Annotated in this window: 27 protein-coding genes and 1 tRNA gene; 15 read left to right on the top strand and 13 right to left on the bottom strand. The window is 38.6% G+C overall.

Translation table 11 applies throughout. The features are described 5' to 3' along the window. The 7 genes from rdgB to murJ all read right to left on the bottom strand — a co-directional run bounded on the left by rdgB (position 1) and on the right by murJ (position 8351). Positions 1–609 (bottom strand): RdgB/HAM1 family non-canonical purine NTP pyrophosphatase, encoded by a 609-nt coding sequence (rdgB, locus tag CKV69_RS10100; protein WP_005724531.1) that lies wholly within the window; start codon positions 607–609, stop codon positions 1–3. A 120-nt stretch (positions 610–729) separates the two neighbouring features. Continuing rightward, on the bottom strand, positions 730–1077 hold the full coding sequence (locus CKV69_RS10105) for a ComEA family DNA-binding protein (RefSeq protein ID WP_005752194.1): 348 nt from the start codon (positions 1075–1077) through the stop codon (positions 730–732). Positions 1078–1355: 278 nt separating this feature from the next. Further along, a complete protein-coding gene (gene ispH / locus CKV69_RS10110; RefSeq protein WP_010907279.1) occupies positions 1356–2300 on the bottom strand; it encodes a 4-hydroxy-3-methylbut-2-enyl diphosphate reductase in 945 nt (314 codons plus the stop codon). 12 nt (positions 2301–2312) lie between these two features. Continuing rightward, positions 2313–2810 (bottom strand): signal peptidase II, encoded by a 498-nt coding sequence (gene lspA, locus CKV69_RS10115; RefSeq protein ID WP_005724521.1) that lies wholly within the window; start codon positions 2808–2810, stop codon positions 2313–2315. Positions 2811–2920: 110 nt separating this feature from the next. Then, positions 2921–5719, bottom strand: coding sequence for an isoleucine--tRNA ligase (ileS, locus tag CKV69_RS10120; RefSeq protein WP_015702696.1), 2799 nt, complete (start codon positions 5717–5719; stop codon positions 2921–2923). Between the two features lie 33 nt (positions 5720–5752). After that, a complete protein-coding gene (gene ribF, locus CKV69_RS10125; protein WP_015702697.1) occupies positions 5753–6688 on the bottom strand; it encodes a bifunctional riboflavin kinase/FAD synthetase in 936 nt (311 codons plus the stop codon). An 88-nt stretch (positions 6689–6776) separates the two neighbouring features. Further along, positions 6777–8351 carry a murein biosynthesis integral membrane protein MurJ gene (murJ, locus tag CKV69_RS10130; RefSeq protein ID WP_005757846.1) on the bottom strand — a complete coding sequence of 525 codons (1575 nt, stop codon included), beginning with the start codon at positions 8349–8351 and terminating at the stop codon, positions 6777–6779. A gap of 311 nt (positions 8352–8662) precedes the next feature. Here murJ and rpsT point away from each other — a divergent pair, with 311 nt between their 5' ends. After that, a complete protein-coding gene (rpsT, locus tag CKV69_RS10140) occupies positions 8663–8926 on the top strand; it encodes a 30S ribosomal protein S20 (protein ID WP_005718552.1) in 264 nt (87 codons plus the stop codon). A 56-nt stretch (positions 8927–8982) separates the two neighbouring features. Here rpsT and CKV69_RS10145 read toward each other — a convergent pair whose 3' ends face one another. Beyond that, positions 8983–9663: a YtjB family periplasmic protein gene (locus CKV69_RS10145; RefSeq protein WP_005755258.1), complete on the bottom strand. Its 681-nt coding sequence runs from the start codon at positions 9661–9663 to the stop codon at positions 8983–8985. Positions 9664–9742: 79 nt separating this feature from the next. Between CKV69_RS10145 and serB the strand changes: the two genes are divergently transcribed. Together serB and CKV69_RS10155 are read left to right on the top strand one after the other, a co-directional pair. Continuing rightward, positions 9743–10705 (top strand): phosphoserine phosphatase, encoded by a 963-nt coding sequence (serB, locus tag CKV69_RS10150; protein ID WP_005755255.1) that lies wholly within the window; start codon positions 9743–9745, stop codon positions 10703–10705. A 6-nt stretch (positions 10706–10711) separates the two neighbouring features. Next, on the top strand, positions 10712–11203 hold the full coding sequence (locus CKV69_RS10155) for a YajQ family cyclic di-GMP-binding protein (RefSeq protein WP_005718544.1): 492 nt from the start codon (positions 10712–10714) through the stop codon (positions 11201–11203). An 83-nt stretch (positions 11204–11286) separates the two neighbouring features. Here CKV69_RS10155 and CKV69_RS10160 read toward each other — a convergent pair whose 3' ends face one another. From CKV69_RS10160 to CKV69_RS10180, 5 genes are all read right to left on the bottom strand, one after another. Next, the gene (locus tag CKV69_RS10160; RefSeq protein ID WP_005718542.1) at positions 11287–11550 is read right to left on the bottom strand and encodes a GlsB/YeaQ/YmgE family stress response membrane protein; all 264 of its coding nucleotides are present in this window, start codon (positions 11548–11550) and stop codon (positions 11287–11289) included. Between the two features lie 475 nt (positions 11551–12025). Beyond that, positions 12026–12102, bottom strand: a tRNA-Ile gene (locus CKV69_RS10165). Positions 12103–12401: 299 nt separating this feature from the next. Then, positions 12402–13682 (bottom strand): TRAP transporter large permease, encoded by a 1281-nt coding sequence (locus CKV69_RS10170; protein WP_005752188.1) that lies wholly within the window; start codon positions 13680–13682, stop codon positions 12402–12404. Next, positions 13679–14239 (bottom strand): TRAP transporter small permease, encoded by a 561-nt coding sequence (locus CKV69_RS10175; RefSeq protein ID WP_005724517.1) that lies wholly within the window; start codon positions 14237–14239, stop codon positions 13679–13681. Before CKV69_RS10175 ends, CKV69_RS10170 begins: the two co-directional genes overlap by 4 nt. A 23-nt stretch (positions 14240–14262) precedes the next feature. After that, complete coding sequence (locus tag CKV69_RS10180; protein ID WP_016504390.1) at positions 14263–15252, bottom strand: DctP family TRAP transporter solute-binding subunit; 990 nt, start codon at positions 15250–15252, stop codon at positions 14263–14265. Positions 15253–15604: 352 nt separating this feature from the next. On the opposite strand from CKV69_RS10180, the gene CKV69_RS10185 reads away from it, so the two are divergent. From CKV69_RS10185 to tal, 12 genes are all read left to right on the top strand, one after another. Next, positions 15605–16618 (top strand): 4-hydroxythreonine-4-phosphate dehydrogenase PdxA, encoded by a 1014-nt coding sequence (locus tag CKV69_RS10185; RefSeq protein WP_005718533.1) that lies wholly within the window; start codon positions 15605–15607, stop codon positions 16616–16618. 20 nt (positions 16619–16638) lie between these two features. Then, a complete protein-coding gene (locus tag CKV69_RS10190; RefSeq protein ID WP_015702700.1) occupies positions 16639–17643 on the top strand; it encodes a dihydroxyacetone kinase subunit DhaK in 1005 nt (334 codons plus the stop codon). Between the two features lies 1 nt (position 17644). Further along, positions 17645–18271 carry a dihydroxyacetone kinase subunit DhaL gene (gene dhaL, locus CKV69_RS10195; protein WP_014668511.1) on the top strand — a complete coding sequence of 209 codons (627 nt, stop codon included), beginning with the start codon at positions 17645–17647 and terminating at the stop codon, positions 18269–18271. Positions 18272–18449: 178 nt separating this feature from the next. Beyond that, positions 18450–19310 carry a sugar phosphate isomerase/epimerase family protein gene (locus tag CKV69_RS10200; protein WP_015702701.1) on the top strand — a complete coding sequence of 287 codons (861 nt, stop codon included), beginning with the start codon at positions 18450–18452 and terminating at the stop codon, positions 19308–19310. Then, positions 19303–20256 (top strand): sugar-binding transcriptional regulator, encoded by a 954-nt coding sequence (locus CKV69_RS10205; RefSeq protein ID WP_005718523.1) that lies wholly within the window; start codon positions 19303–19305, stop codon positions 20254–20256. Before CKV69_RS10200 ends, CKV69_RS10205 begins: the two co-directional genes overlap by 8 nt. Before the next feature lie 21 nt (positions 20257–20277). After that, positions 20278–20733: a ribose 5-phosphate isomerase B gene (rpiB, locus tag CKV69_RS10210; protein WP_005718521.1), complete on the top strand. Its 456-nt coding sequence runs from the start codon at positions 20278–20280 to the stop codon at positions 20731–20733. A gap of 48 nt (positions 20734–20781) precedes the next feature. Further along, positions 20782–21759: a TRAP transporter substrate-binding protein gene (locus CKV69_RS10215; RefSeq protein WP_005718520.1), complete on the top strand. Its 978-nt coding sequence runs from the start codon at positions 20782–20784 to the stop codon at positions 21757–21759. A 53-nt stretch (positions 21760–21812) separates the two neighbouring features. Beyond that, the gene (locus CKV69_RS10220; protein ID WP_005718519.1) at positions 21813–22289 is read left to right on the top strand and encodes a TRAP transporter small permease; all 477 of its coding nucleotides are present in this window, start codon (positions 21813–21815) and stop codon (positions 22287–22289) included. After that, positions 22289–23581: a TRAP transporter large permease gene (locus CKV69_RS10225; RefSeq protein WP_005752182.1), complete on the top strand. Its 1293-nt coding sequence runs from the start codon at positions 22289–22291 to the stop codon at positions 23579–23581. The genes CKV69_RS10220 and CKV69_RS10225 overlap by 1 nt, the downstream gene beginning before the upstream one ends. Before the next feature lie 10 nt (positions 23582–23591). Continuing rightward, positions 23592–24263, top strand: coding sequence for a cyclase family protein (locus tag CKV69_RS10230; RefSeq protein WP_005718518.1), 672 nt, complete (start codon positions 23592–23594; stop codon positions 24261–24263). A 12-nt stretch (positions 24264–24275) separates the two neighbouring features. After that, positions 24276–25325: a triose-phosphate isomerase gene (gene tpiA / locus CKV69_RS10235; RefSeq protein ID WP_005724499.1), complete on the top strand. Its 1050-nt coding sequence runs from the start codon at positions 24276–24278 to the stop codon at positions 25323–25325. 17 nt (positions 25326–25342) lie between these two features. Further along, the gene (tal, locus tag CKV69_RS10240; RefSeq protein WP_005724498.1) at positions 25343–26293 is read left to right on the top strand and encodes a transaldolase; all 951 of its coding nucleotides are present in this window, start codon (positions 25343–25345) and stop codon (positions 26291–26293) included. Positions 26294–26303: the final 10 nt, after the last annotated feature.

Below are 26303 nucleotides of genomic sequence, written 5' to 3' on the forward strand. Positions count from 1 at the left end.
CTAAGCTCCTTTTGTTGCTAATTTAGTTTGTAACACAGATAGCGCTTTTGCTCGGTGGGAAATTTTTTTCTTTTCACTTGTTGCTAACTCCGCAAAAGTGCAGTTTACTTCAGGACTAAAGAATAGGCTGTCATAGCCAAAGCCATTTTCGCCTTTTTCTGCAAAACCAATTTCACCATAACATTCTCCTTCGGCAATAATCGGAGAAGGATCGTGTTCGTGTTGTAACATGACGATACAGCTGACAAATTTTGCTTGTCGATGTGTTGGCGCGATATGATGTAGCGCGTGTAATAATTTTGCGCGGTTTTTCGCGTCTGCATCAGGACCATCTACCCCCGCATAGCGTGCAGAGTATAAACCCGGTGCGCCACCAAGGGCAGGCACGACTAACCCTGAGTCATCAGCAATGGCGGGTAAGCCTGACATTTTACTGGCATAGCGTGCTTTTAATAGTGCATTTTCCACAAATGTCAAACCAGTTTCTTCTGGGCTTTCAATGTTGAGTTCTGTTTGAGCAATCACTTCAAAACCAAAATCAGCCAAGACATCTGACATTTCTTTGACTTTTCCTAAGTTGCCTGTTGCTAAGACGATTTTTTGTTTCATTTGAGACCTTGTACTGAAGAAAATGTGAGGAAATTATACGCTTTTCTACGACATAAAGCCAAATGACAAAAGCGGAATCCTAAGATTCCACATGTGAATAAAATGAGGTGATGAGGAGGGTTAGAGTTGAAGGCGTGTTTTATTTTTTTCCAAGATAGCTTGACCAATACCTTGAATATCACGTAATTGTTCAATATCGGTAAACGGACCATGCTTTTCTCGGTGTTGGATAATGGCTTCAGCTTTTTTCGCGCCAATGCCAAGTAGCTTTTGTTGCAAGTCAGTTGCGCTGGCTGTATTAATATTCACTTTTTCATTAAGTGTATCCTGTGGTTTGCTTTGTATGTTTTGTACTACAGCGTGTTCTGTTTTCGCTTTTGTCATGTTTGCTGATTCAGCACATACATTGCTACTGTTAGAAAGAGAAACAAAGACAAAAACAGAAAATAAAAGAGATTTTAATTTCATAAGTCTTCCTTAAAAATATTTGAGGTTAATAAGAAGAAGGTGTTGAACAAATTCAACAGGGGCTATTTTCTCGATCAGAAAGGTCTTTGACTAAAATAGGGTGTTTTTTTGAGATGAAGATCGAAAAAGAAAATTATTGTTGCCAGAATTTTTCATCCTTGAGTGAAAGATCGCCATCTGATGATAGGATTGAATCATGTTGTTGAGCCAATAAAAAAACCACGGGTATTCAATCCGTGGTTTTCATCATGTCTGGATAAATTAAGCAATGAGGGAGGCTAATTGACTTCGGTAATACGCAGTTCTCTCGGCACTTCAAACACCGTATTTTCTTCACACCCTTGTAGCTCTTCTACACGGGTAACACCTAATTCTTGCAAACGTTTGACGACCGATTGGACTAACACTTCTGGAGCAGAGGCACCAGCAGTAATCCCAATGGTAGTTACATTTTCTAGCCAAGTTGGATCAATGTCATTTGCATCATCAATCAGTTTGGAGACGACGCCCATACGAGAGGCAAGCTCAGCTAACCGGTTAGAGTTAGACGAATTTTTAGAACCAACGACAATGACTAAATCGGATTGTTGTGCCAGTTCACGCACGGCTTGTTGGCGGTTGGTGGTGGCATAACAAATATCGTTTTTACGCGGACCTTGAATAGCCGGGTATTTTTGTTTGAGTGCTTCAATCACTTCACTGGTATCGTCAATTGACAAGGTAGTCTGTGTCATAAAGGTTAAATCATCTTCTTGTCTTAACCCTAACTTAGCAATATCTTCCACACTTTCCACCAAGAAAATGCCCCCTTCAGGGTTGTCATATTGCCCCATCGTGCCTTCGACTTCTGGATGCCCCTCGTGACCAATTAAGATCGCCTTGGTACCTTTACGGCTTGCCCTTGCCACTTGCATATGGACTTTTGTCACTAAAGGACAGGTCGCATCAAACACTTTGAGATTGCGATTTTTGGCTTCTTGGCGGACCGCTTGTGAAACACCATGGGCTGAGAAAATCACAATCGCACCATCCGGTACTTCATGTAATTCTTCTACAAAAATTGCCCCACGTTCGCGTAACCCATTAACAACAAAGCGGTTGTGTACCACTTCATGACGCACATAAATAGGTGAACCGTGAATCTCTAACGCAGATTCTACGATACTAATCGCACGATCAACACCGGCACAGAAACCACGTGGATTGGCTAAAATAATTTTCATCATCGTCCTCTATTATTCTGTACGTTGTTCAGGCTCATGGCGATTTTTGAACGCATCAAGAATCATCAATCCTGCACCAAGGGAAATGGCGATGTCGGCAACATTGAAAACTGGGTAGTGATAAATATCCCAGTAAAAATCAAAGAAATCGACAACAAAACCATGATATAAACGATCAATCATATTACCTAATGCCCCACCAATAATCAGTGCGTAGGCAATATTCTGTAATTTCTGTGTTGCTTGATTTTTTGCGAGAAAATAACACAACATCAGTGAAATCGCGATGGCAAGCACAATAAAAAAGTATTTTTGCCAACCATCGTGATCGGCTAAGAAGCTAAATGCTGCGCCATAGTTCCGCACATAAGTTAAATTAAACACGGGAAGAATATTGATACTTTCATACAGTTCAAAATTTTTTACGACGAAATATTTGCTGCTTAAATCTAATAAAAATGTCACCGCACTTAACCAAAGAAATGAAAGCCCACTTTTCGATTTTGTCATAATAACCTTTACATCGTTTCAATATTGCAAGAGGCGAACGTTCATGTTCGCCTGTAAGAATAAATTCGAGCATGCACAACAAAGGCAGGATAAACTGCCTTTGTGCAAGATTATGCGAATTGTCTGACTTCGCCCTGACCGTTGACGTTTTCATCACAGCGAGAGCAGAGCGATTCAGCATCTTTGCTGTCAGAATAATGCCAACAACGAGGGCATTTGTGATTCGCTGAACGTACCACTTTTACTGCAAAGCCTTTCACTTCACCTTCCGCCACATCAGCGTCTGCCAATGGTTTGACTTCTGCTTTTGAGGTAAGTAACACAAAACGCAATTCATTTTGTAATTTGGCTAAGAGTGGAGCGTAAGTGTCATTCGCATAAATGGTCAATTCCGCTTCAAGGGCAGCCCCGATAATTCTATCGTTACGTGCTTGCTCTAATACGCGGTTAACTTCATTACGTAAAGTGATGACTTGTTGCCAGTAAGCATCATTCATTTGTTCATTTGCATCTAACGCAAATAAACCGTTGTAGAATTCTTCAGTAAACACAAATTCACCACGCTCACCCGGAATATACTGCCAGATTTCATCCGCAGTGAAGGATAACACTGGGGCAATCCAACGAACAAGCGCTTCTGCAATATGCCATAACGCCGTTTGACAGCTACGACGTGCAAGGCTATCTGCTTTAGTGGTGTATTGACGGTCCTTAATAATATCTAAATAGAATGAACCCATTTCAATTGAGCAGAATTTCATTAAACGTTGAATTACTGCATGGAATTGATAGTTATCGTAGGCATCTTTAATTTCATTCTGTGCTTGGTATGCACAATCCACTGCCCAACGATCGAGCACCATCATCTCTTCAGGCTTAACCAGATCATGTTTTGGATCAAAACCATTTAAGTTCGCCAGTAAGAAACGTGCGGTGTTACGAATACGACGATAAGCATCGGCTGCACGTTTTAAGATTTCATCCGACACAGAAATCTCGCCAGTATAGTCAGTGGAAGCAACCCATAAACGTAAAATATCGCCACCGAATTTATCCATTACCTCTTGTGGCGTCACAATGTTACCGATAGATTTTGACATTTTACGACCTTGACCATCAACGGTGAAACCATGCGTTAAGACTTGTTTATAAGGCGCTTTATTGTCGGTTGCGGTAGAAAGCATTAAGGAAGACATAAACCAACCACGGTGTTGGTCAGAACCTTCTAAATACATATCCGCTTCTTGACCATTAAATTCAGGACGATCTTTCACCACGGAATAATAGGTTGATCCCGAGTCGAACCAGACATCAAGGGTATCTGGTACTTTGATGTAGTTGTCGGCATCTGCACCTAATAATTCTGCCGTATCTAAATCCCACCATGCTTGAATCCCTTTTTGTTCAACACGTTTTGCTACTTCTTCGACAAGCTCAACGGTGCGTGGATGCAGTTCTTCTGTTTCTTTGTGGATAAATAACGCAACTGGCACGCCCCATGTACGTTGACGAGAAATACACCAGTCTGGACGATTTTCCACCATTTTTTCAATTCGCGCTTGCCCCCAATCTGGAATCCAACGCACTTTTTTGATTTCACTTAAGGCTTGTTGGCGTAAGCCTTGTTTTTCCATGCCGATAAACCATTGTGGTGTGGCGCGGAAGATAATTGGGGTTTTATGACGCCAGCAGTGTGGGTAACTGTGTTTGATTTTGCTGAATTTCAGCATTGCACCCACTTCTTGTAATTTGGCGACCACTAAATCATTCGATTCAAACACGCCTTTGCCCGCAAAGAACGGCACATCAGCTTTAAACAAGCCATCGTTACCAATTAAGCCCGCCATTTCGATGCCATTTTTTTGCGCAATAATGTAGTCGTCATGACCATGATCTGGTGCGGTGTGTACTAAACCGGTACCGCCATCAGTGGTAACGTGATCACCTAAAATAAAGGGCACGCTAAAATCATAAAACGGATGTTGGAAACGTAACCATTCAAGATCTTTCCCTTTGCTTTCGCCTAAGATGACAACTTGTTCTACCCCCGCCGCTTTTGCTACTTCTTCTACTAAGTCTTTGGCTAAAATCACACGCTCATCATTGAATTGAACGAGTTGGTAATCCAAATTTTCATGAATAGCGATAGCGCGGTTAGACGGAATGGTCCAAGGCGTAGTCGTCCAAATAACCGCTGAAATGTTACCTGTACCTTTGTCTGTCGCATTGAATTTCGCTAAAACGGCGTCAGAATCCACCGCACTAAAACGCACATAGATAGAAGGGGAGACTTTGTCTTCGTATTCGACTTCGGCTTCAGCCAATGAAGAGGCGCAGTCTAAACACCAGTGAACCGGTTTTGAACCTTTGTATAGATGCCCATTTTCCACGGCTTTACCAAAGGCGCGAATGATATTCGCTTCGGTGTGATAATTCATGGTTAAGTAGGGATTGTCCCAGTCACCTAATACGCCAAGACGGATAAAATCTTTTTTCTGACCTTCAACTTGTTCTGCCGCATATTGACGGCATGCCTCACGAAATTGTGCTGCACTGATATTTTGGTTTGGTTTACCCACTAAACCTTCAACTTTTAATTCAATCGGCAAGCCGTGGCAGTCCCAACCCGGAATATAAGGAGAGTCATAACCTAATGCCGTTTTGGATTTCACAATAATATCTTTCAGGATTTTATTGACGGCGTGACCAATATGGATAGTGCCGTTTGCATAAGGAGGGCCGTCATGCAGAATAAATGATTTTTTACCTTTGGACGCTTGACGGATTTTTTGGTAAAGATCTTTCTCGTACCAGCTTTTTAACATATTTGGCTCACGTTTAGCCAAATCCCCACGCATAGGAAAGCCTGTTTCTGGCAGGTTAAGAGTGTTTTTATAATCAACTGTCATCTTGATATCCTAATGAATAAAATAAATTAATTTTTAAATTTGTTGTGTTCTGAAAAAATGCTTTGCGGTTTCCACATCTTGGGCGATTTGCTCTTTTAATGCCTCAAAAGAGGGAAACTTAAATTCGTTACGGATTTTGTGGCAAAATTCGACTTCTAAGCACTGTCCATAAATAGTTGAATGAAAATCAAAAATATGCACCTCTAACAGCTGTACAACGCCATTAATCGTGGGACGTTTACCAATATTCGCAACACCGTGATAAATCTCTTGATTTTTTAACCGCACTTTTACCGCGTAAACCCCTTTAACGGGGTTCACTTGCCGATGTAATGGAATGTTAGCTGTCGGAAAACCGATAGTTCGACCTAATTTATTGCCGTGTGCAACACGCCCTAAGATGCGATAAGGTTTACCTAACATTTTTTCAGCATAGGCTAAATCATCCTCGGCTAAGGCTTCTCGGATCGCAGTGCTACTAATACGTAACTCGTCACAGCAAAAACTGTGGTTATCTTCCACGAAAAAGCCAAATGCCTCGCCTGACTTCTGTAACAGGGCAAAGTCACCTTGTCGTTTCGCCCCAAAACGGAAATCATCACCAATACTTAAAAAGCGGACATTCAACTTTTTGATGAGCCAATCTTCAATAAATTCTTCGGCGGTTTGGCTAGCAAAATTTTCATTAAAACGAATACAAAGCACATAATCTACTTTTGCTTGAGCGAGATAATGTAATTTATCACGTAGGCGCATCAGGCGTGCGGGAATGGCTTCGCCAGTAAAGTATTCGCGCGGTTGTGGTTCAAATAACATCACGACCACCGGCAAATTCAACGCATCGGCTTTTTGACGTAAATGGCGCAAAATGGCTTGATGACCTAAATGTACACCATCAAAATTGCCAATAGTCAGCGCACAACCAGATAAATTTGGGGGTAAATTGTGAATGCCACGAATCAGTCGCATTGAAATCGTTATCCGTTCGAAATTTATAAGCAAAAATAATTCGGACATTATAAGCATAAATCAAGCAAATAGGCGATATTTTTTTAGCTTATCCTTTAGTGGTTAAATGATGTTTACGAATACCGACCAAGGCTAGCATTGAGAAGTAAATCACCACGGCAAAACCAATCAGCCAAATCAGCCAATGTAGGCGTGTTAAGAAGGTCATTGCATGCCATTCAAGTAAAGTGGGCGTGTTATACCAAACTAATCCGCCCATGACACTTGCGGACAATAAAACTTTGCCAAAAAACACCGCACTTTGACGACTAAAATGGTAAACCTCCTCTTTTACTAAGCCACGATAAAGGAGATAAGCGTTAAGGGTAGCAGACATGGCGGAAGCCATCGCTAATCCTACATAGCTAAAGGGAATTGCCAGTAAATTAAAGCCCATGTTACTGACCATAGCAATGATCCCAATTTTGACAGGGGTTTTAGTGTCCTGACGGGCGTAATAGCCGTTAGCCAAAATTTTGATGAGCATAAAACTGAGTAACCCAGCATTAAATGCCCAGAGTGAAAGCGAAGCGGCTTGTACATCATTTAAGCCAAAGTTGCCACGCATAAATAACACTAACAGTAACGGCTGCGCTAAAATTGCAATGCCGACCATCGCAGGCACACCTAAGAGTAGAATCATGCGAATGCCCCAATCTAGAGTATGACGGAAATCAATAGCACTTTGGCTTGAATGATCATGACGATTGACATGGTGGCGTGCGAGAGTGGGAAGGATAACGGTGGAAATCGCAATCCCAAAGAGCCCTAATGGGAATTCCAGTAAGCGGTCGGAATAATATAACCAACTGATTGAACCCGTCATTAAAAAGCTCGCAATTAAGGTGTCTAATAATAAATTAATCTGACTGACAGACACACCAAATAATGCAGGGATCATGAGTGTGCGGATTTTCTTTACCCCTTCATCGTGCCATGCCCATTTGGGTTTGACGAGTAACCCGGCTTGTTTTAAAAAAGGAATTTGAAACAGAAATTGTAATAACCCGCCAGTGAAAATACCGATCGCTAACGCTAAATCGGGGCTATCCATATGGGGGGCGAGGAACAAAGCGGTAGCAATCATCGCAATATTCAGTAAGACGGGAGAAAATGACATCACCCCAAATTTCCCAATCGTATTTAAGATTGCGCCAGAAAGGGCGACAAAGGTAACAAACCAAAGATAAGGAAAGGTGATTTTGAGTAGGAAAGAGGCTTGCTCAAATTTTTCCGCATTGGGTCCTTCATTGACCCAATCAATGAACCAACCCGTGCCAAACAGGGCGGCAATCAACGGGGAAAAGACCATCGCCAAAATGGTGACAATGGAAACTAACCCGCCTAATGTGCCAGAGACTTTGCCGATAAATTCGCGAGTCTTATCCAGATCACCGCTTTTTCGATATTCTGCCAAAACAGGAACAAAGGCTTGTGAAAATGCGCCTTCGGCAAATAAACGTCGTAAAAAGTTAGGGATTTTGTTGGCAAATAAAAAGACATCTGCTGCCACACCCGCCCCCAGTAAATTTGCAATAACGACATCTCTGACTAAGCCTAGAATGCGTGATAACAACGTCATTGTACTGACGACAATGCCCGATTTTAATAATCCTTTGCTCAAAATAATATACTCGTCAGGTTTTGTTTGGATAATTAGTGAGGAAAATTTGCTTAATTGTATAGAAATTTTGTTTTTACGCTATATTCTACGTGAAAAAACTGCTAAAATCTCGCCCACATCGTTTGGTGAGCCTATCTTGAAAGCGCTTGATTGATATAACGATGCTTAACTTTCGGTTGTGTCTCACCGAAATCAATAACAAATTTTCAGTGACTAAACGCAATTAGTCATTGACAAAAGCATAGAAAATAGGCATATTTTACGCCTTTAATTTATCTCGTTTACTAACAAATAATTTTAGGAGTTTGACCTTGGCTAATATCAAGTCAGCTAAAAAACGTGCGATTCAATCAGAAAAACGCCGTCAGCACAATGCAAGTCAACGCTCAATGATGCGTACTTACATTAAAAAAGTTTACGCAGCAGTCGCAGCAGGTGATAAATCAGTCGCAGAGAAAGCATTTGTTGAAATGCAAAAAGTGGTGGACAGAATGGCTTCTAAAGGCTTAATCCACGCAAATAAAGCGGCGAATCACAAAGCAAACTTATCTGCACAAATCAAAAAATTAGCGTAATTTTTCGATTCTAAGCAAATTAAAAAACCGCATTATCAGGTGCGGTTTTTTTATTTCTATTTATTCAAACGTCTGCGACGTCGGTGGTAGTTTCCTACATTTTGCTTGGTTTTTAACACCTTAACCGCTTTATTTTCAGTGACTTTACGGTAAGTTCTTCGGTAATGGCTCAGGAAATAATGTATAGAGCTTGCCAATAATACCCCAGCCAGAAAAATAATAATTAATTCGCCATATAACTGATGAAATAAATGATCAATTTTGCTTTGTGTCGTTTTGCCATATTTGGAGTCAAAGGTCACCCGCAAAAAGCCTTCAATCCCATTTAGCGAATAAATAGGTTCTACAATTTGTTGCGTATTTTCTTCATCAGGTTGAGTGGGACTATTTAAGCCGAGTGTGAGGCGCAAATTTTGAAAATGACTGGTGTGCGCTAAAAGTTCCCCTCTATTAGAATAAATTGAGGCATCCAACACAAATTCCTCTTTTGCGAACGCATCTAAACTTTCCGTTAATTGTTCTGTACTTGCATTATTTACTAATAGCATAGAAAGTAAATTAGCCTGTTGACGGATTAATAAATGTGACAAATTAGACACTTGGTTAACACTGGCTAATTGTGAACCAATTTTGAATTGCTGAACACCAAATAAGATCACCGAAACAATCGCAATACATAAGATGATGATCGATGAAATCATGCTTAATTTAATGAATTTTTCTTTGGTTAAATGCAAGTTATTTTTTCCTAAAGATAAGTAAATGGGCTAGAATACCAACACGTTATTTTCAGCTCGACAATTTACAGGATTTTCTATGCAAACACAAAATCTTGCGACGATTACGCAATTTTTTTCTTCTTTCCCTTGTTCGATTACGAGTAGTGAACCAGTAACGGAAGGGAAAACACACATGGTTGTCTATGGAGAAACCTTAAATCTGCTCAAGCTTCGTCAATTTCAACAAAAGTGCGGTGAAAATTTCATTATTTTAGAAGCTTGGAATGTATTACACAATACAGTCGTATTATTACGAGGGGATTGGCACACACAATGGCTCGATTATGCACATGAATTGGGCCTTGATTGTGCATTATTGGATTTTAGTCCTCGTTTAGCACAAGCCGGGTTGTTAGTGATGGATATGGATTCCACAGCAATTCAAATTGAATGTATTGATGAGATTGCAAAATTAGCTGGAACAGGGGAGTTGGTTTCTTCCATTACGGCACAAGCCATGCGTGGCGAGTTAGACTTTGAACAAAGTTTACGTCGTCGTGTGAGTACTTTAAAAGGGGCGCCTGAAACGATTTTAAAGACAGTACGTGATAACTTACCTTTAATGCCCGGTTTAGAAGACACATTAGCAGTATTACAACAATATGGTTGGAAAACGGCGATTGCTTCAGGTGGTTTTACGTATTTTACTGATTATCTCAAACAGCGTTTGAAGTTAGATTATACCGTTGCAAATCAGTTTGCTATTGAAGAAGGGATACTGACTGGTGACGTCGCGGGTGACGTGGTTGATGCACAGTATAAAGCACGTACTTTAGGCGAGTTAGCAGAAAAATTTAACATTGCTTTACAACACACGGTGGCGATTGGCGATGGCGCAAATGATCTGGCTATGCTAAGTGTAGCAGGCATGGGTGTTGCATTACATGCCAAGCCGAAGGTACAACAACAAGCCAAAGTTGTGGTAAACTTTGCAGACTTTAGCGCACTGTTATGTTTACTGAGTGCAAATGATAAATTGGTTAAAGCAAATAAGGAGTAATGATTTATGCCTTCTTTTGATATCGTATCTGAAATTACCTTACATGAAGTGCGCAATGCCGTCGAAAATGCCAATCGTGATTTGACGAATCGCTGGGATTTTCGCAATGTACAAGCCGCGATTGAATTGAATGAAAAAAATGAAAGTATTAAAGTATCTAGTGAGTCTGATTTTCAAGTTGAGCAATTAGTGGATATTTTACGCAACGCTTGTATTAAGCGTGGCATTGATTCAGGTTCCTTAGATATTCCAACAGAATATGAGCATAGTGGGAAAACCTACAGTAAAGAGATTAAATTAAAACAAGGGATTGCGTCAGAAATGGCGAAGAAAATCACCAAGTTAATTAAGGATTCCAAACTGAAAGTACAGACGCAGATTCAAGGTGAACAAGTTCGCGTGACTGGAAAGTCAAGGGATGACTTGCAAGCGGTGATTCAATTGGTGAAAGGCGCAGAATTAGGACAGCCATTCCAATTTAATAATTTTAGAGATTAGCATGTAATGCTGTGATCTAGAAAGCCGAGTGAGAACTCGGCTTTTTTGTATCATGATACGCAATCTCGTGTGATTGCTCTTCATTATTTACTCATGATTTTAAAGAATCTTAAGATAAAGATCAGAACACTTGCACCTAATACACCAAAGAGTAAGCCTGCAAATGAGAAACTGCCTGCTGCCTGTGCTGAGCCAATTTCAAGAACATCACCAAATAACCAACGACCAAGTGATGAACCGATAATCCCGATGATGATATTCATTAACAGACCCATGTCACTTTTCATGACTTGCTCTGCAATCCAACCGATTAAAGCCCCAACAATAATAGCTGAAATCCAACCCATATTTTTCTCCTCTATGAGTAGTTTATATACAAAAAAATTAAAATCGATTCATGATTTTAAAAAAAGAAAAATGATATATAAAAGATAGTGGAGTATGTTATGCATCAATCACACCATTTCTTATATAAAAATAACATAACAGAAATTTACATTATTTCAACAAAATGACGTATTTATGTACAATAATCATGCTTGATGATGTTTATTTAATCAATTTCGATGGGTTGAAAACGTTTGTTCAGTGCTTTTTGTTATAAAGAGATGATGGATATTATTAGTGAGTCTCTTCGCCCTTCCGGCATTTTACAGTACATTTGAGATTTTATCTGGTATTACTCTATTTTGAGGCACGACGAGAATCAGCAACTTAACTATCAGTGAATACAGGGTAATTAAACTCGAGTCGTTGTACTCAATTCGAAAACATTAACGGATTTGAGAGGAGGCTGTTGGATGAGGTTTAGGATAAGGGCTTTGGTGCCCCCAACAGGACTTGAACCTGTGACCAATCGATTATGAGTCGACTGCTCTGACCGACTGAGCTATGGGGGCTATATGAAATATGAAAGCTCGACGATTATAGAGAAATCTTGTTGTAAAGTCTAGGGAGTGACTTTTATCTGTTTTAAATTTAAGCAAGAGAGAGGGCACATATTGCATATCTGTTTTCTTAAATTTAAGTTTACTACGCGTATTTTTTCCTTATTACGACAGGAACAAGTAGTGTGGTGCTGTTTTATTTACGCTTATGCCTGTAACACATTCTGCGGTGTGTTGTGTTCAAATTGGGTTGAAAATAATAAAGCCTGCGATCAACTTCCTCTGATGGCAGGCTTTATTTCGTTTCATCATTAATAGAATAGGTCCACCATACCAACCGTCAATGCAGGAATATAAGTGACCATCATTAAAGAAATTAATAATACAACAATAAACCAAACATTATCCTTAGTGACACTCCAAATATCTTTTTTCGCGATAGATGAGGCTGTGATTAATACACTTGCCACCGGTGGTGTTTGCTGACCCACTGCAATGTTTAACGTTAAGATGATACCAAAATGAATCGGATCAATGCCCAATTGTGTAATCAGAGGCATAACAATAGGGACGACTAAAATAATGGCCGCCGCGCCATGTAAAAACATACCAACAATAAATAACATGACATTTAGCATCATTAAAACGATATATTTATTGTCCGAGATATTTAAAATTGCTGCAGCCATTTGTTGAGGTACTTTCTGTTCTGTTAAAAACAATCCCAAAACAGCTGACGTCGCAACCAGTAGCATGACAACGGATGTTCCATTTACACTTTCTACCAATGCTTTATATACTGCATTGAGTGTGAGCTCTTTGTAAATGAAAAAACCAATGATTAATGCTAAAAGTACAGCTAAGCCGGCCGCTTCTGTTGCAGTGGTAAAACCTGAAATAATCCCACCTAAAATCAGAACAGGTAACGTTAACGCCCAGAACGCATTTTTGAATGCTGTGCATAATTTAGACAAGCTGAAGTGTTCTTCCCTCGGTAAATTATATTTAACCGCATAATAATAACATACAGCAAACATACCTAACGAAGCTACACCACCTGCGGCAAGTCCTGCCACAAAAAGCTTAGAAATAGAAACATCCGCCATCGCACCATAAATAATCATGGGGAGTGAGGGTGGGATAATCACCGCTAAGGAAGCCGATGATGAAGTAACAGCAGCAGAAAAGCTTGATTTATAACCTCTTTTTTTCATTGCAGGAATGAGGATAGAACCCAGTGCGGCAACATCCGCTACAGAAGATCCGGAAATTTCAGCAAAGATCATGGAAACACCCACATTGACCATTGCAAGCCCACCTCGGACGAAGCCGATTAAAGCATTAACAAAATTAATCAGCCTAACCGATATTCCGCCTGTATTCATTAATGCTCCTGCTAAAATGAAAAGCGGAATAGCAAGTAATGAAAAATTAGAGGCGCCATCAAAAACAGACAGTGCGACGTTATATATTGCATCAAAACTATTTGTAATTAACATACCTATGAGTGAAACAATACCAATTGCTACTGCGATAGGCACATTAATCATAACAAGTAGAACAAGTGCAATTAAAACTAAGAATGCAATCATTGTAATTTCTCCCTTGCTATCTTCATACCTTCATTACTGTCCACATCTCGTAATGCTTGTTCTATTTCCTCATCATCTTGGGTTTTACCTTTGCTGAGAGAATTAAACGCTTTCGGTATGGATAAAAGTTCTGCAATGATGAATAACACACAACCTATAGGCAAAGCAGATTGTGCAACAGATAACGGAATAAAATCGAGGCTGGTGAGTGTTTCATCACCGAAAATAGAAAGCACATAAAAACCAGCCCAAGTTAATAAAATAAAGAAACTAATAATTAATACTTCTGTGATGCAGAAAAGAACCTTTCTTGTGGTGAGCGGTAACGAAGCGATAAAATTCCCGAATCCCATATGACAACGATTTAACGCACTTAGTGCCGCACCATAAAAAGTGAGCCAAGCGAGTAATATCGCCGAGATTTCATCATACCAATATAATGATTTGCCTAAGAATCGGGTAAATATAGAAATAATGATAATAATGGCCAATGCACTTAAAATAAGTACTGAAATCAGCGTTAAAATTCTTTTCGTTAGGTTAAAGAGTGCGTCCATAAAAACTTACCCCCGGTTTCTTTTTACTTAAGCGTATCCTTCATTTTCTCTAATAATTCTTTTCCATTTGGAACTTCAGAAATGAATTCATCGTAGATAGGTTGGCTCGCTTCGATAAATGCTTGAATATTTGCATGATTAAGTGTCATGCCACTTTCTACTAATTTCTTTTCCAGTTCACTTTCTCGTTTTTCGGCCTCCTGATATCCCCATGTTTGTGCTTCTTTTGCCCCAGCTTCAATAATTTTCCGAACATTTTCAGGTAATTTTTGATATGTGTTTTTGCCTACCGTAAGGTAAGCAGGAGAATAAACATGGTTAGTGATACTGAGATATTTTTGAACCTCTTGGAGTTTGGCTGCATAGATGTTTGTTAGTGGGTTTTCTTGACCGTCTATGACGCCGGTTCTTAAACCAATAAACACGTCTCCGAAAGGAATTGGTGTTGGGTTAGCACCCCATGCTTTAAACATTTTTAAACGCCAAGAGCTACTTGGGGTACGAATTTTTAATCCTTTCAAGTCTTCAGGGCGATTGATTGGGCGTGTATTGTTAGTAATACTTCTAAATCCATTCTCCCATAACCCAATGATTTTATATCCTTTTTTCTCTACTTCTGGTGCAACGAAAGGATAGAAGACTTGTTGCTCAATTTTATTCAGCTGTTGACGGTTTGTGATTAAGAAAGGTAATTCAAAAATCGCCATTTGAGGAATGTTCGTAGCGAGTGTTGAAGAGAGAAGGGCTATATCAATCGTCCCTAATTTTAATTTTTGCTGCGTGTCTTTATCATTCCCTAGTTGACCAGAACCAAAGAAATTTAAACGGTAGTCTAATTTAGCTTCCGAAAGTTTTTGGTTTGTGACATCCACAAAATATTTTGTCGTGTCATATTGTAAAGAACCTAGACTAGCCGTTGTGGATACAACGAGATCTTTAGCCAGAATACTATTCGCAAATAAGAGTGATAAAGATGCCACAATGGTTAATCTTTTTAATAATGATGTACTCATAGTGAAAGTCTCCATTAGTAGTTTTATGTTTGTGGAAGGATAAAACAGCCTAATAAATCCTCAGTGTTGAAAAGTGATTGGGATATGCGAATATTGTTCAATATAACCAAAGGTGATCGTTTGTTCAATCTATGTAATTTTGAATATGTGATCGTATTCACGTTTTTGATGTACTATTAACACAAAACCTTTTAAAGAACGGGGTTTTTATTTGAAAAAGTTTTAAAAAAGAAATTCAATTATGTGATATTCATCACACTATAAAGGTATGAAATTTGTTTTAATACATTTAACAAAAGTTAAAATATTGATCTTTTGATCATTTCGTTTATTTGTTATTAGGAGAGTTATCATGACGAAATCTACAGTGGCATTGACGTTAGGTGATCCTGCCGGTATTGGTCCAGAGTTAGTTGCTAAATTACTAGCAAAACAAAATATCAGAGAGAAAGCGAACATTGTGCTAGTGGCAGATAAAGATGAATTAGAAAAAGGGATGGAGATCGCTAAAGCACAGTTTGTATATGAAGAAGTATCTTTTCATCAATTAGGTCAATATGAATTCAAAACAGGTGTACCCGTTTTAATTTCTCATAAATCTTCACACCCAAAGCCTTTTGAGTACGGCAAAGTTACTGAACAAAGTGGTGTCTATATTTTAGAAACGCTAAAAGTCGCATTAAATTTAGCAAAAATGGGGTATGTGCAAGCGATTTGTTTTGCACCACTAAATAAACAAGCGATGCATAAAGGTGGACTGCGTTATCGAGATGAATTGCATTGGTTTGCCGAGCAAACAGATTTCAATGAATTTGTTTGTGAGTTAAATGTGGTTGATGATATTTGGGCTGCACGAGTGACTTCTCATATTCCATTTAAAGATATTGTGCCTAATCTATCAATTAAGGGTGTATTTGATTGTATTCATCTTCTCTATCGCTCGTTAGTTCAAGCTGGTGTTGAAAATCCTAAAATCGCTGTTCAGGCATTAAATCCTCATGGCGGGGAAGGGGGTGTTTTTGGTGATGAAGAAATGACGATTATTCAACCAGGAATGGAACAAGCACGTAAAGCAGGAATTGATGTTTATGGCCCATTTCCTGGTGATACCACAATGCGTGAAGTTGAACGTTTAAAAATTAATGGCGTTGTTTCCATGTACCATGATCAATTTTCTACTGCGTTGAAGATTTTAGGTTTTGAACGTGGTGTGACAGTACAAGGTGGCATTCCGATTCCTATCACAACAGCTAACCACGGTACCGCATTTGATTTACATGGTAAAAATATTGCTATTCCGACTGCATTTGAAGCAGCGTTTAACATTGCAGTTAGAATGGGACAGGGTGTTTTAAATCAAAAGTAATCTTTGCTGAGGACTCAAAAATGACTAGAAAACCAAAAAAACTCCTTAATCATCCAAATGATGTGCCTGCGGAGCAATTAGAAGGGTTGCTCTATGCATGCCATGGGAAACTTTCAAAAGTAGAGGGTTATAGTGGAGTGATTCGTACAGATATTGCAGATCAGCAAGTCGTCGTGGTTACTGGTGGTGGTAGTGGACATGAACCGATGTTTGCGGGCTTTGTGGGGAAAGGATTAGCAGACGCTGCGGCACTGGGTGAAATTTTTACTTCACCTTCTCCAGATATTATTATCGAAACGACTAAAGCCGCACAAAAAGGTCAAGGTGTTCTTTTCGTCTATGGTAATTATGCTGGGGATAATATGAATTTTGATATTGCGGCAGAATTATTAGAAGAAGAAGGTATCACTGTCAAAACCGTACGTGTGACAGACGATATTTCTGCGGCACCGCCAGAAAGAATGCAAGAACGTCGTGGTGTTGCTGGTGATATGTATGTCCTTAAAATTGCAGGTGCAGCCGTTCAGTCCGGTTATGACCTTGACGCCTTACATGAAGTGACGAGTAAAGGGAATTTTAATACTCGAACTATGGGGGTTGCTTTAGCGGCATGTTCTATTCCTCAGACAGGAAAATTTAACTTTGAGCTTGCAGATGACGAATTAGAGCTCGGTATGGGGATTCATGGTGAAACGGGCGTAAGACGTCAGAAATTAACAAGTGCGGATGAAATTAACCAAGAAATTGTTGATCGGATTTGTGCGGATATCGGGTTGCAAGCAGGAGATAGGGTGTGTGTCACAATCAATAATTTAGGTGCGGCAACTTATACTGAGTTATTGATTTCAAACCGCAAAGTCCATCAAGAATTAACAAAACGTGGTATTCAGGTGCATGACACTTTGATTGGTTCTTATTGTACGTCTCAGGAAATGGCGGGGTATTCTGTGACACTTTTCCGCTTAGATGATGAATTACAAAAATTATATGACTTGCCTTGTGATGGTTTTGCATGGAGAAAATAAAATGAATGTAATTGAAACAAAAGCATTATTGCTATATACCGCAGAGAAAATGATGGCAAGCGAGCCAACACTTACTGAACTTGATCTCAAGATCGGTGATGGTGATCATGGTTTAGGCATGTTACGTGGATTTACGGCAGTAAGAGATCTGTTACAGCAAGAGAATTTTCAACCTAAAGACATTGGCGAGTTATTTGTGACAGTTGGGACGAAAATGATGTCAAGTATGGGAGGCGCTTCTGGCGCGATATTTGGCACCCTCTTTCGTGCTGGAGGTAAGGCGATTATTGGAGAGAATGAATTCGATACTTCGGTTTTTGCTAAATTTCTTGTAGCGGGTTCAAGTGCTGTATTTGCGAGAGGTGGTGCTAAGCCGGGTGATAAAACAATGGTTGATGCTCTTGTTGCCGCAGAGAAAAAAGCGGAGGAAGTTAGTCATGAGCCACTTAATGTTGCTTTATTAAGTATTGCAAAAGCTGCAGAAGAAGGCGCTGAAAATACCCGTCACCAAGTTGCTGTTTTTGGTCGTGCCAAAAGTTTGGGGGAGCGTTCATTAGGTTATGTTGATCCCGGTGCTGTTTCAATGTCATTCATCATTAAGTATATGGCTGAATTTGTTAACCAATAATATTTTTAAGTATAGAAGATAAGAGCGGAAGAAAGTCGTGTACTAAAAAAGCATCATATAAATATGCCTTTTATACATTTTCTGCTCTATCTCTTGATGGCTATTGCACTGTTTCTATTCGGGAAATAAATAACCTAGAAAGTCAAGTTAGCGTTAAATTTTATCATTGGAATACAGAATGGAAAGTAAAATAAAACTCGCGGTCAACACGTCAATCTATGACGGCTATGATTTAGAAACGATCTTTTCGTCAATAAGAAAGTGCGGTTTCCAGTTTTTCGAATTAGCATATAATCAGGGTTATGTCAGTGATTTTAAAGAAGACCGCTTTAGCGAAAAACATGCGGGTGAAATTAATCTCTTAAAAGATAAATATCAATTAAATACGTTGGCGCTTGGCTGTACAATGGATTTAGCAACAGATGATTTATCTTCAATTTTTTTACCTCGTCTCCAGTTTGCTCATTTAATTGGTGCAAAATATATCAATGTCTGTACGACACAATTAGTTAATAAAAATAAGCTTATTCAAAATCTTATTTCGCTCAAGCCTTTGTTAGCGCGTTTTGATTGTATTTTATGCTTAGAAAATGCGGGCGATTATAATTTTAATGCGTTTACGACGTTAGAGGATGGTATTGAATTATTACATTTATTAGGTGATGAACGTTATGCCTTAAATTTTGATCCCGGTAATATGATGACTTATCAACCTCATCTGGATATTGTCCAACAAGCATTGGATTCCATGCAGTACTGCAGATATTTTCATGTTAAAGATGTGGTTGTTCAAAAAGATAAATTTAATTTTGTGACTATTGGACAAGGTGAAATAGATTATTCACTTATTGTGAATAAGTTAATTGAAAGCGATATCCCTTTTAGTTTTGAAATTCCATTGCGTATATATAGAGAGCTTGATTCTACACCGAAGAAAATAGAAGGTTTGATTCCTTTGCCGTTAATTGAAACGACATTGATTGAATCAAAAAAATACATTGATGATATTTATAAAGGATTAGTGAATAAAAATGAGTGAAGAAGAAATGGATTTATTAACCGAGATTGCAGTTTCTTACTATGAACATGAGTTAACGCAAGAGGAAATTGCAAACCGATTTAATATCTCTCGAGTTAAGATTGGTCGGTTATTAAAGAAAGCCCGTCAGGAAGGGATTGTTGAAATTAATGTGAAATATCACCCGATTTTCACATCAAAATTAGAACAGCGTTTGATAGAACAGTTTGGTATTCATCGCGCCTTAATTGCTATTGATACTCAGAATGAAGTAGAACAGCGCAAACAAGTCGCTGCGTTAGTAAATGCCTATTTATCCAGTACGTTAAAAGACGGTATGACAGTAGCAGTTGGGCAAGGACGAAATGTAGCCGCCGTTGGAGAATATGTGGGCGTTTTTCCTGAGCGAAATTGTAAGTTCATTTGTGGTATCGGTGGTACACATCGAATAGGTCCACCAATAGATGCTGACCATATTTGCCGTAACTTAGCGCGTAAATTTAATGGCACTAACGAAACGTTGTATTCCCCTGCTTATTTAGAAAAGCCCGAATTTAGAGATATTTTTTTACAAAATGGGGTAATAAAAGAAACGCTTGATAAAGCTCGCAAAGCGGATATTGCTTTGGTTGGCATCGGTGATATGAATGAGAATAGCTATATGGTTCAGTTGGGATGGTTTACTCCTCAGGAAATTACGCATGCACGCATGAATTTAGGTGTGGTAGGTGAGATTGCAGGCTATGGCTTTTTTAACTTTCAAGGAGAGCCTGCGGATACAGTGATGAATAACCGAGTGATTGGTTTAAGTCTTGAAGATTTAAGAAAGATACCTTGCGTGATAGGCATCGCTTCTGAAAATACAAAAGCGACGGCAATTTTGGGCGCTTTAAGAACAGGAATTATTAATATTATTGCTACAACCGCCAGCAACATTAACACAATTTTGAGTTTAACGAAAAGTTAAGATACTGATAAGGAGCTAAAAATGAAAATCGCCATTGGCTGTGATGATGCGGCTTATAATTTGAAGGTGGAATTAATTAAGTTTTTAACTTCCCTTGGCATTGAATGTGATGATTTTGGTGCGGGTGCTGGTGATACAACACTGTATCCGAATGTTGCTGAGAAAGTCGCAATCGCTGTCGCAAAAGGAGAATATGACAGAGGCATTTTAACCTGTGGAACAGGAATTGGTATGTGCATTACTGCGAATAAGATTCCTGGGATTCGTGCTGCTGTGTGTCATGATGTTTTTTCTGCAGAGCGAGCAAGAAAGAGTAATGATGCGCAGATTATTTGTTTTGGTGAAAGGGTTATCGGTGTCGAATTGGCCAAAGCATTATTAAAAACGTGGTTAGCGTGTGACTTCGCAGGTGGTGGTTCTACACCTAAAGTTGCGCAAATTAATGAAATTGATTCTAAATATCATCGCTCTTTATAGCGATATTAGAATTGAATGTGTTCTTATTTTAACAATAGGGTGTGACTTATGAAAAAACTTAATCTTATTTCTTCTGCGATAGTATTAACAATGTTTTCTAGTGCGTCTATTGCGGCCAGCAACTACACATTTGCTTTGAGTCATTATGGTTCACCAAGTGATACGGTGACAAAAGCGACAGAGTTAATGGCAAAAAGAGCGCATGAATTATCTAATGGTCGCATTACCATAAAATTACATCCGAATAGTGAATTAGGTAATTCAGGTGCACAAATTGATGGTGTGCGTATGGGGACAATTGATATTGTGGTTGTGGGAAATCCATATTATACCACTTTCAATGAAGAGCTAAATTTACTTGATTTACCTTTCTTATTCCGTGATGAAGCACATGTTGAAAAAGTTTTAGCAGGCGATGTTGGTGAGCATTTGTTAGCTTCTTTTGAAAAAGTGGGGCTTAAAGGTCTAGCGTTTTATGAAGTCGGCTTTAGAGATATTACCAATAATAAACGCCCTATCAGTACAGTCAAAGATTTATCCCATTTGAAATTAAGAACGACACCAAATCCAGCACATATTTCTGCATTTAAAGAATGGGGTGTGAATCCAACACCAATGCCATTTAATGAAGTCTATTTTTCTTTAAAAACAGGGGTCATCGATGGCCAAGAGAACCCAGTTCATCATATTTATAACAATAACTTACAAGAAGTTCAAAAATATCTTTCTCTGACTCACCATGCCTATACAGCCGCGCCAATGACCATGAATTTAGATACCTTTAATTCTTTGGATAAAGAAACGCAGCGTATTTTATTACAAGTGGCTAAAGAAGGGGCAGAGTTAGAAAAACAACTCAACATTGAAGAGAATAAAATTTATCTTGGTAAATTGAAAGAACAAGGAATGGAAATTGAGTATTCCCCAGATACGGCGTCATTCCAAGAAGGTGCTAAAAAAGCATGGCATGATTATGCGAAAAAATTTGGTGACAAATTAATTAATAAAGTGGTTGAAACTCAATAATAGGTAAAAGGCTACTAGTAAATAGTAGCCATTTTTACATTCAAGAGGGAATTATGATTGAACGTTATAATAAATTTATTAGTAATACTTTCCTTTCTTTAGGATGTGTATTCTTTTCAATCCTCGTCATTATGACCTTTATTCAAGTGATTACAAGATATGTTGTGAATATCTCTTTCCCTTGGGCAGAGGAGTTTTTGCGATTTTGTTATACATGGATGATTATCTTTGGCATTTTGACAACCACACAGATCCAAGTGCCCTTACTCAGAATCATGATTTTTGAGAAGTTTAAATTTGGTTGGGTTTTATCCTCTTTACTTTATTGCATTATGTTGTTTTGTTTATTCCTATTAGTTAAAGGTGGAATAAAGCTTTATACAATGAATGTAAATAGCTATTACTCTGCATTCAAAATTTCTATTTCTTGGGTTTATGTGCCATTTATTATTTGTTTATCTCTAGAAGCATTCAGAATTGTATTGGCTTTAATTGCGTTAATTCAAACTAAAAAAGTGAGGGATCTATAATGTCATTCATTCTTTTATTAGGGACAATGTTTTTATTAACAGTTTTTGGCTTGCCACTATTTTATAGTATTATTTTTGCTTCAATTGTGACATTGTTTTATTTCTTACCTAATATCCCTGTTACGATTGTTGCACAACAAGTGATGCAAGGGTTAGACACCAATGCATTACAAGCACTCGCATTTTTCTTTTTAGCCGGTGAACTGATGAGTGTGGGCGGCATAACTAATCGTATTATTCGATTTGTCACCTCGATAATTGGTCGTTGGAAAGGTTCTCTGGCATATATCAATATTTTCTCCAGTTTATTTTTTGGTTCTATCAGTGGTTCCGCTGTGGCATCTACTGCCGCGATTGGAAGCTCATTAATCCCTGAAATGAAAAAAAGAGGTTATCCCGCCCCTTTTTCTGCTGCATTAACGCAGTCGGCTTCTATCATTGGTCCCATTATTCCGCCTAGTGTGCCGATGATTGTATTTGCTGCATTAGCAGGAGCAGGTGTTTCCGTTGGGAAGATGTTTATGTCTGGGATTATTCCTGGGCTTATGATCGCATTAACATTAATCTTAATTACGTTCATCATTTCAAAAATTAAAGGTTATGGTAATCATTCAGTAGAATTTAGCCTCAAAGAAGTTAAAGAAAGCGCGAAAGATGCAGTATGGGCGTTACTCTGTCCGATTATCATTCTCTATGGCATTATTTCAGGTATTTTTACGGCAACAGAAGCAGGCGCAGTTTCGGTCGTTTATGCCTATTTAATTGGTACGTTTGTTTATAAAGAATTAAATCTGGAGCGATTAAAGAAAGCTTTTATTTCTTCTTTAAAAGGTACCATTACAGTAATGTTAATTGTTGGCGCGTCTTCTATTTTTGCGTGGATGATTGCGCGTTTGCAAATCAGCCATCAAGTCGCAAGTTGGGTATCTTCTGTGTGCAGTAGCCCATTAGAGGCGCTTATTCTTATTAATGTGATTGTTCTTTTTATTGGCATGATAATGGATCCTACCGCGGCATTAACCATTTTAGTTCCTGTATTTATGCCAATCGTTAATCAATTTGGTATTTCACCTATTCATTTTGGGTTAGTTGTTATTTTAAATCTGATGATAGGTCTCATTACCCCGCCTGTCGGTTATTTAATATTCTTGTCAGCAAATATCGCAGAGTGTGAACCCATTAAGGTATTGAAAGAAAGTTTACCTTTTTTACTGTCATTACTAGGTTTACTTATTTTACTCATTTTAGTACCTGAATTTAGTACATTCTTACCCGATTTATTATTTAAATAAGGAGTAAATCATGAGTAACTGGATTGATTTATCAATGCCGATTGCTAACAACCATGTGCGTTGGCAAACCCATATTGAGAAAAAAGGTAATTTTGATTCGGGGGATTTATTTGAAGCGACACAGCTCCAAGTCTCTTGCCATGCATTCACACACATGGATGCACTCAGTCACATTCAGAAAGGCGCTTATAATATTTTAGATATTTCTCCAGATGTATATATTGGCAAGTTTCATGTATTGGATTTATCTAAACAAGTGACAGAAAATTTGGCGATTACAGCAGACGTACTTGATGCGATTTGGCCTGAAGGTGATGTAGAGAGAATTATTTTTAAAACTTGTTGGGATCAACACCACCATTATAACACGGTTTGTTTTTGGACCAAGTCTCCCTATATTACTGAAGATGGTGCTAAGTATTTAGCGGAAAAGAAACTGAAACTCATTACTTTCGATTTTCCTCAAGATTATCCTATTCGAAGATGGGTTGATGGCATCATAGAAAAACCTTTGTCAAAACATGTCACTCACCAGCACTTATTAATGCAAGGCGTGACATTGGTCGAATACATTTGTAATACACATAAAATTACAAGTCACTGTGTGGAAGGGTTAATGATACCTATTGCTATTGAACATGCAGATGGCGCGCCTTGTCGCGTTTTGGTCAAAAATCTTTAAAAGGTAAATGTTATGGAAAAAAAAATTTACTTTGGTACAAATTTAAAAATGTATAAAGGTAATTGTGAAACAGTCGATTACCTTACTCAGTTACTTGCCCTCAGAGAAAAACTTCAATCTGATTATGATATTGAATTATTTGTCATTCCTTCTTATATCGCCTTAAAAGATGCTGTACATGCAGCGGCATCAGAGACAACGCATAAAATTCTTATTGGTGCACAGAACATGAATGCTAAGGATAAGGGGCAGTTTACTGGCGAAATTTCACCACTCATGTTGAAAGAGCTAGGGGTTCAGTTGGTCATGATTGGGCATTCTGAACGTCGCCATGTTTTGAAAGAAACCGATCAGGAAGAGAATGAGAAAGTATTGTCAGCGTTGAAGCATGGCTTTAAAACATTACTCTGTGTTGGTGAAACGTTAGAACAGAAAAATTATCAGATTTCCGATGAAGTACTTCGGACACAATTAAAGATCGGTTTGCACGGTGTATCAGTGAAGCAATTACCTCATTTATTCATTGCATATGAACCCGTTTGGGCAATTGGTGAAGGTGGTATTCCTGCAACAGCGCAATATGCAGATGAGAAACAGAAGATCATTAAACAATGTTTATTTGAAATGTTTGGTGAGGAAAGTAAAAAGATACCGGTATTGTATGGGGGAAGTGTGAATTTAGAAAATGCAAATGAATTAATTATGCAGCCTCATATTGACGGATTGTTTGTTGGGCGTAGCGCCTGGGATGCACAATGTTTTTATACTTTAATAGACGGTGCGTTAAAAGCCTTGGCGGGTACAACACATCAATTTAGCCCTATTGCTACTCAGCTCATTAAACACTTAGGAGGAAAAGAAAATATCAGTGCGTTAACGCATTGTGCGAGTCGGATTAGAGTGATGACGCGGAATGAAAATCATATAAATAAAGTAGCAATAGAAAAAATAAATGGGGTGAGCGGGTTATTTTCGATCGCTAATCAATATCAAATTATTGTAGGTCCTAAATGGGTAGAAAAAATTTATAGCGAAATGAAAGCGTTATTAGAAACAGAATAGATGATAGGGAGAAGAGCATGACACAATTAGATTCATTACGCAGTATGACGGTTGTTGTCGCAGATACTGGTGATATTGAAGCAATTAAGCAATATCAGCCACAAGATGCAACAACAAATCCTTCTTTGATTTTAAGTGCTTCTGCATTGCCCCAGTATGCGCCATTAATTGATGACGCCATTGCTTATGCGAAAACAAAAAGTGATTGTCCACGCCAGCAATTGGTTGATGCTGAAGATAAACTGGCCGTTAATATCGGCTTAGAAATACTCAAAATTATCCCCGGACGGATTTCTACAGAAGTCGATGCAAGGCTTTCGTATGATACACAAGCGACTATTGAGAAAGCGCGTAAATTGATCAAGCTTTATAATGAAGCGGGAATAGAGAATCATCGGATCCTCATCAAAATTGCTTCAACTTGGCAAGGTATTCGAGCTGCAGAAGTGCTTGAGAAAGAAGGAATTAATTGTAACTTGACGTTGTTATTTTCTGAAGCACAAGCGAGAGCTTGTGCTGAAGCTGGTGTGTATTTAATTTCGCCGTTTGTAGGGCGAATTTTAGATTGGTATAAAGCAAATACGGGCAGACAAGATTATCCGGCTGCGGAAGATCCAGGTGTGATTTCCGTGACTCAAATTTATAATTATTATAAACAACATAATTATAAGACGGTTGTCATGGGCGCAAGTTTCCGAAATGTAGATGAAATTATTGAGTTAGCAGGATGTGATCGTTTGACGATTTCACCTACTTTATTGAGTCATTTACAAGCAAGAGAAGGGGAACTTGTTCGTAAGTTAGCATTCAGCGGCGAGTTAAAAGACAGACCTCAACCTTTAACAGAGAGCGAGTTTTATTGGCAACATAACAGCGATCCAATGGCTGTTGCAAAATTAGCAGAAGGCATTTGTAAATTTGCAGAAGATCAAGAAAAACTAGAAAAAATGCTCTTGGAAAGACTATAACATGTTGAAT

The sequence above is a fragment of the Pasteurella multocida genome (genome assembly GCF_900187275.1).
In the GTDB taxonomy this organism is placed as follows: domain Bacteria; phylum Pseudomonadota; class Gammaproteobacteria; order Enterobacterales; family Pasteurellaceae; genus Pasteurella; species Pasteurella multocida.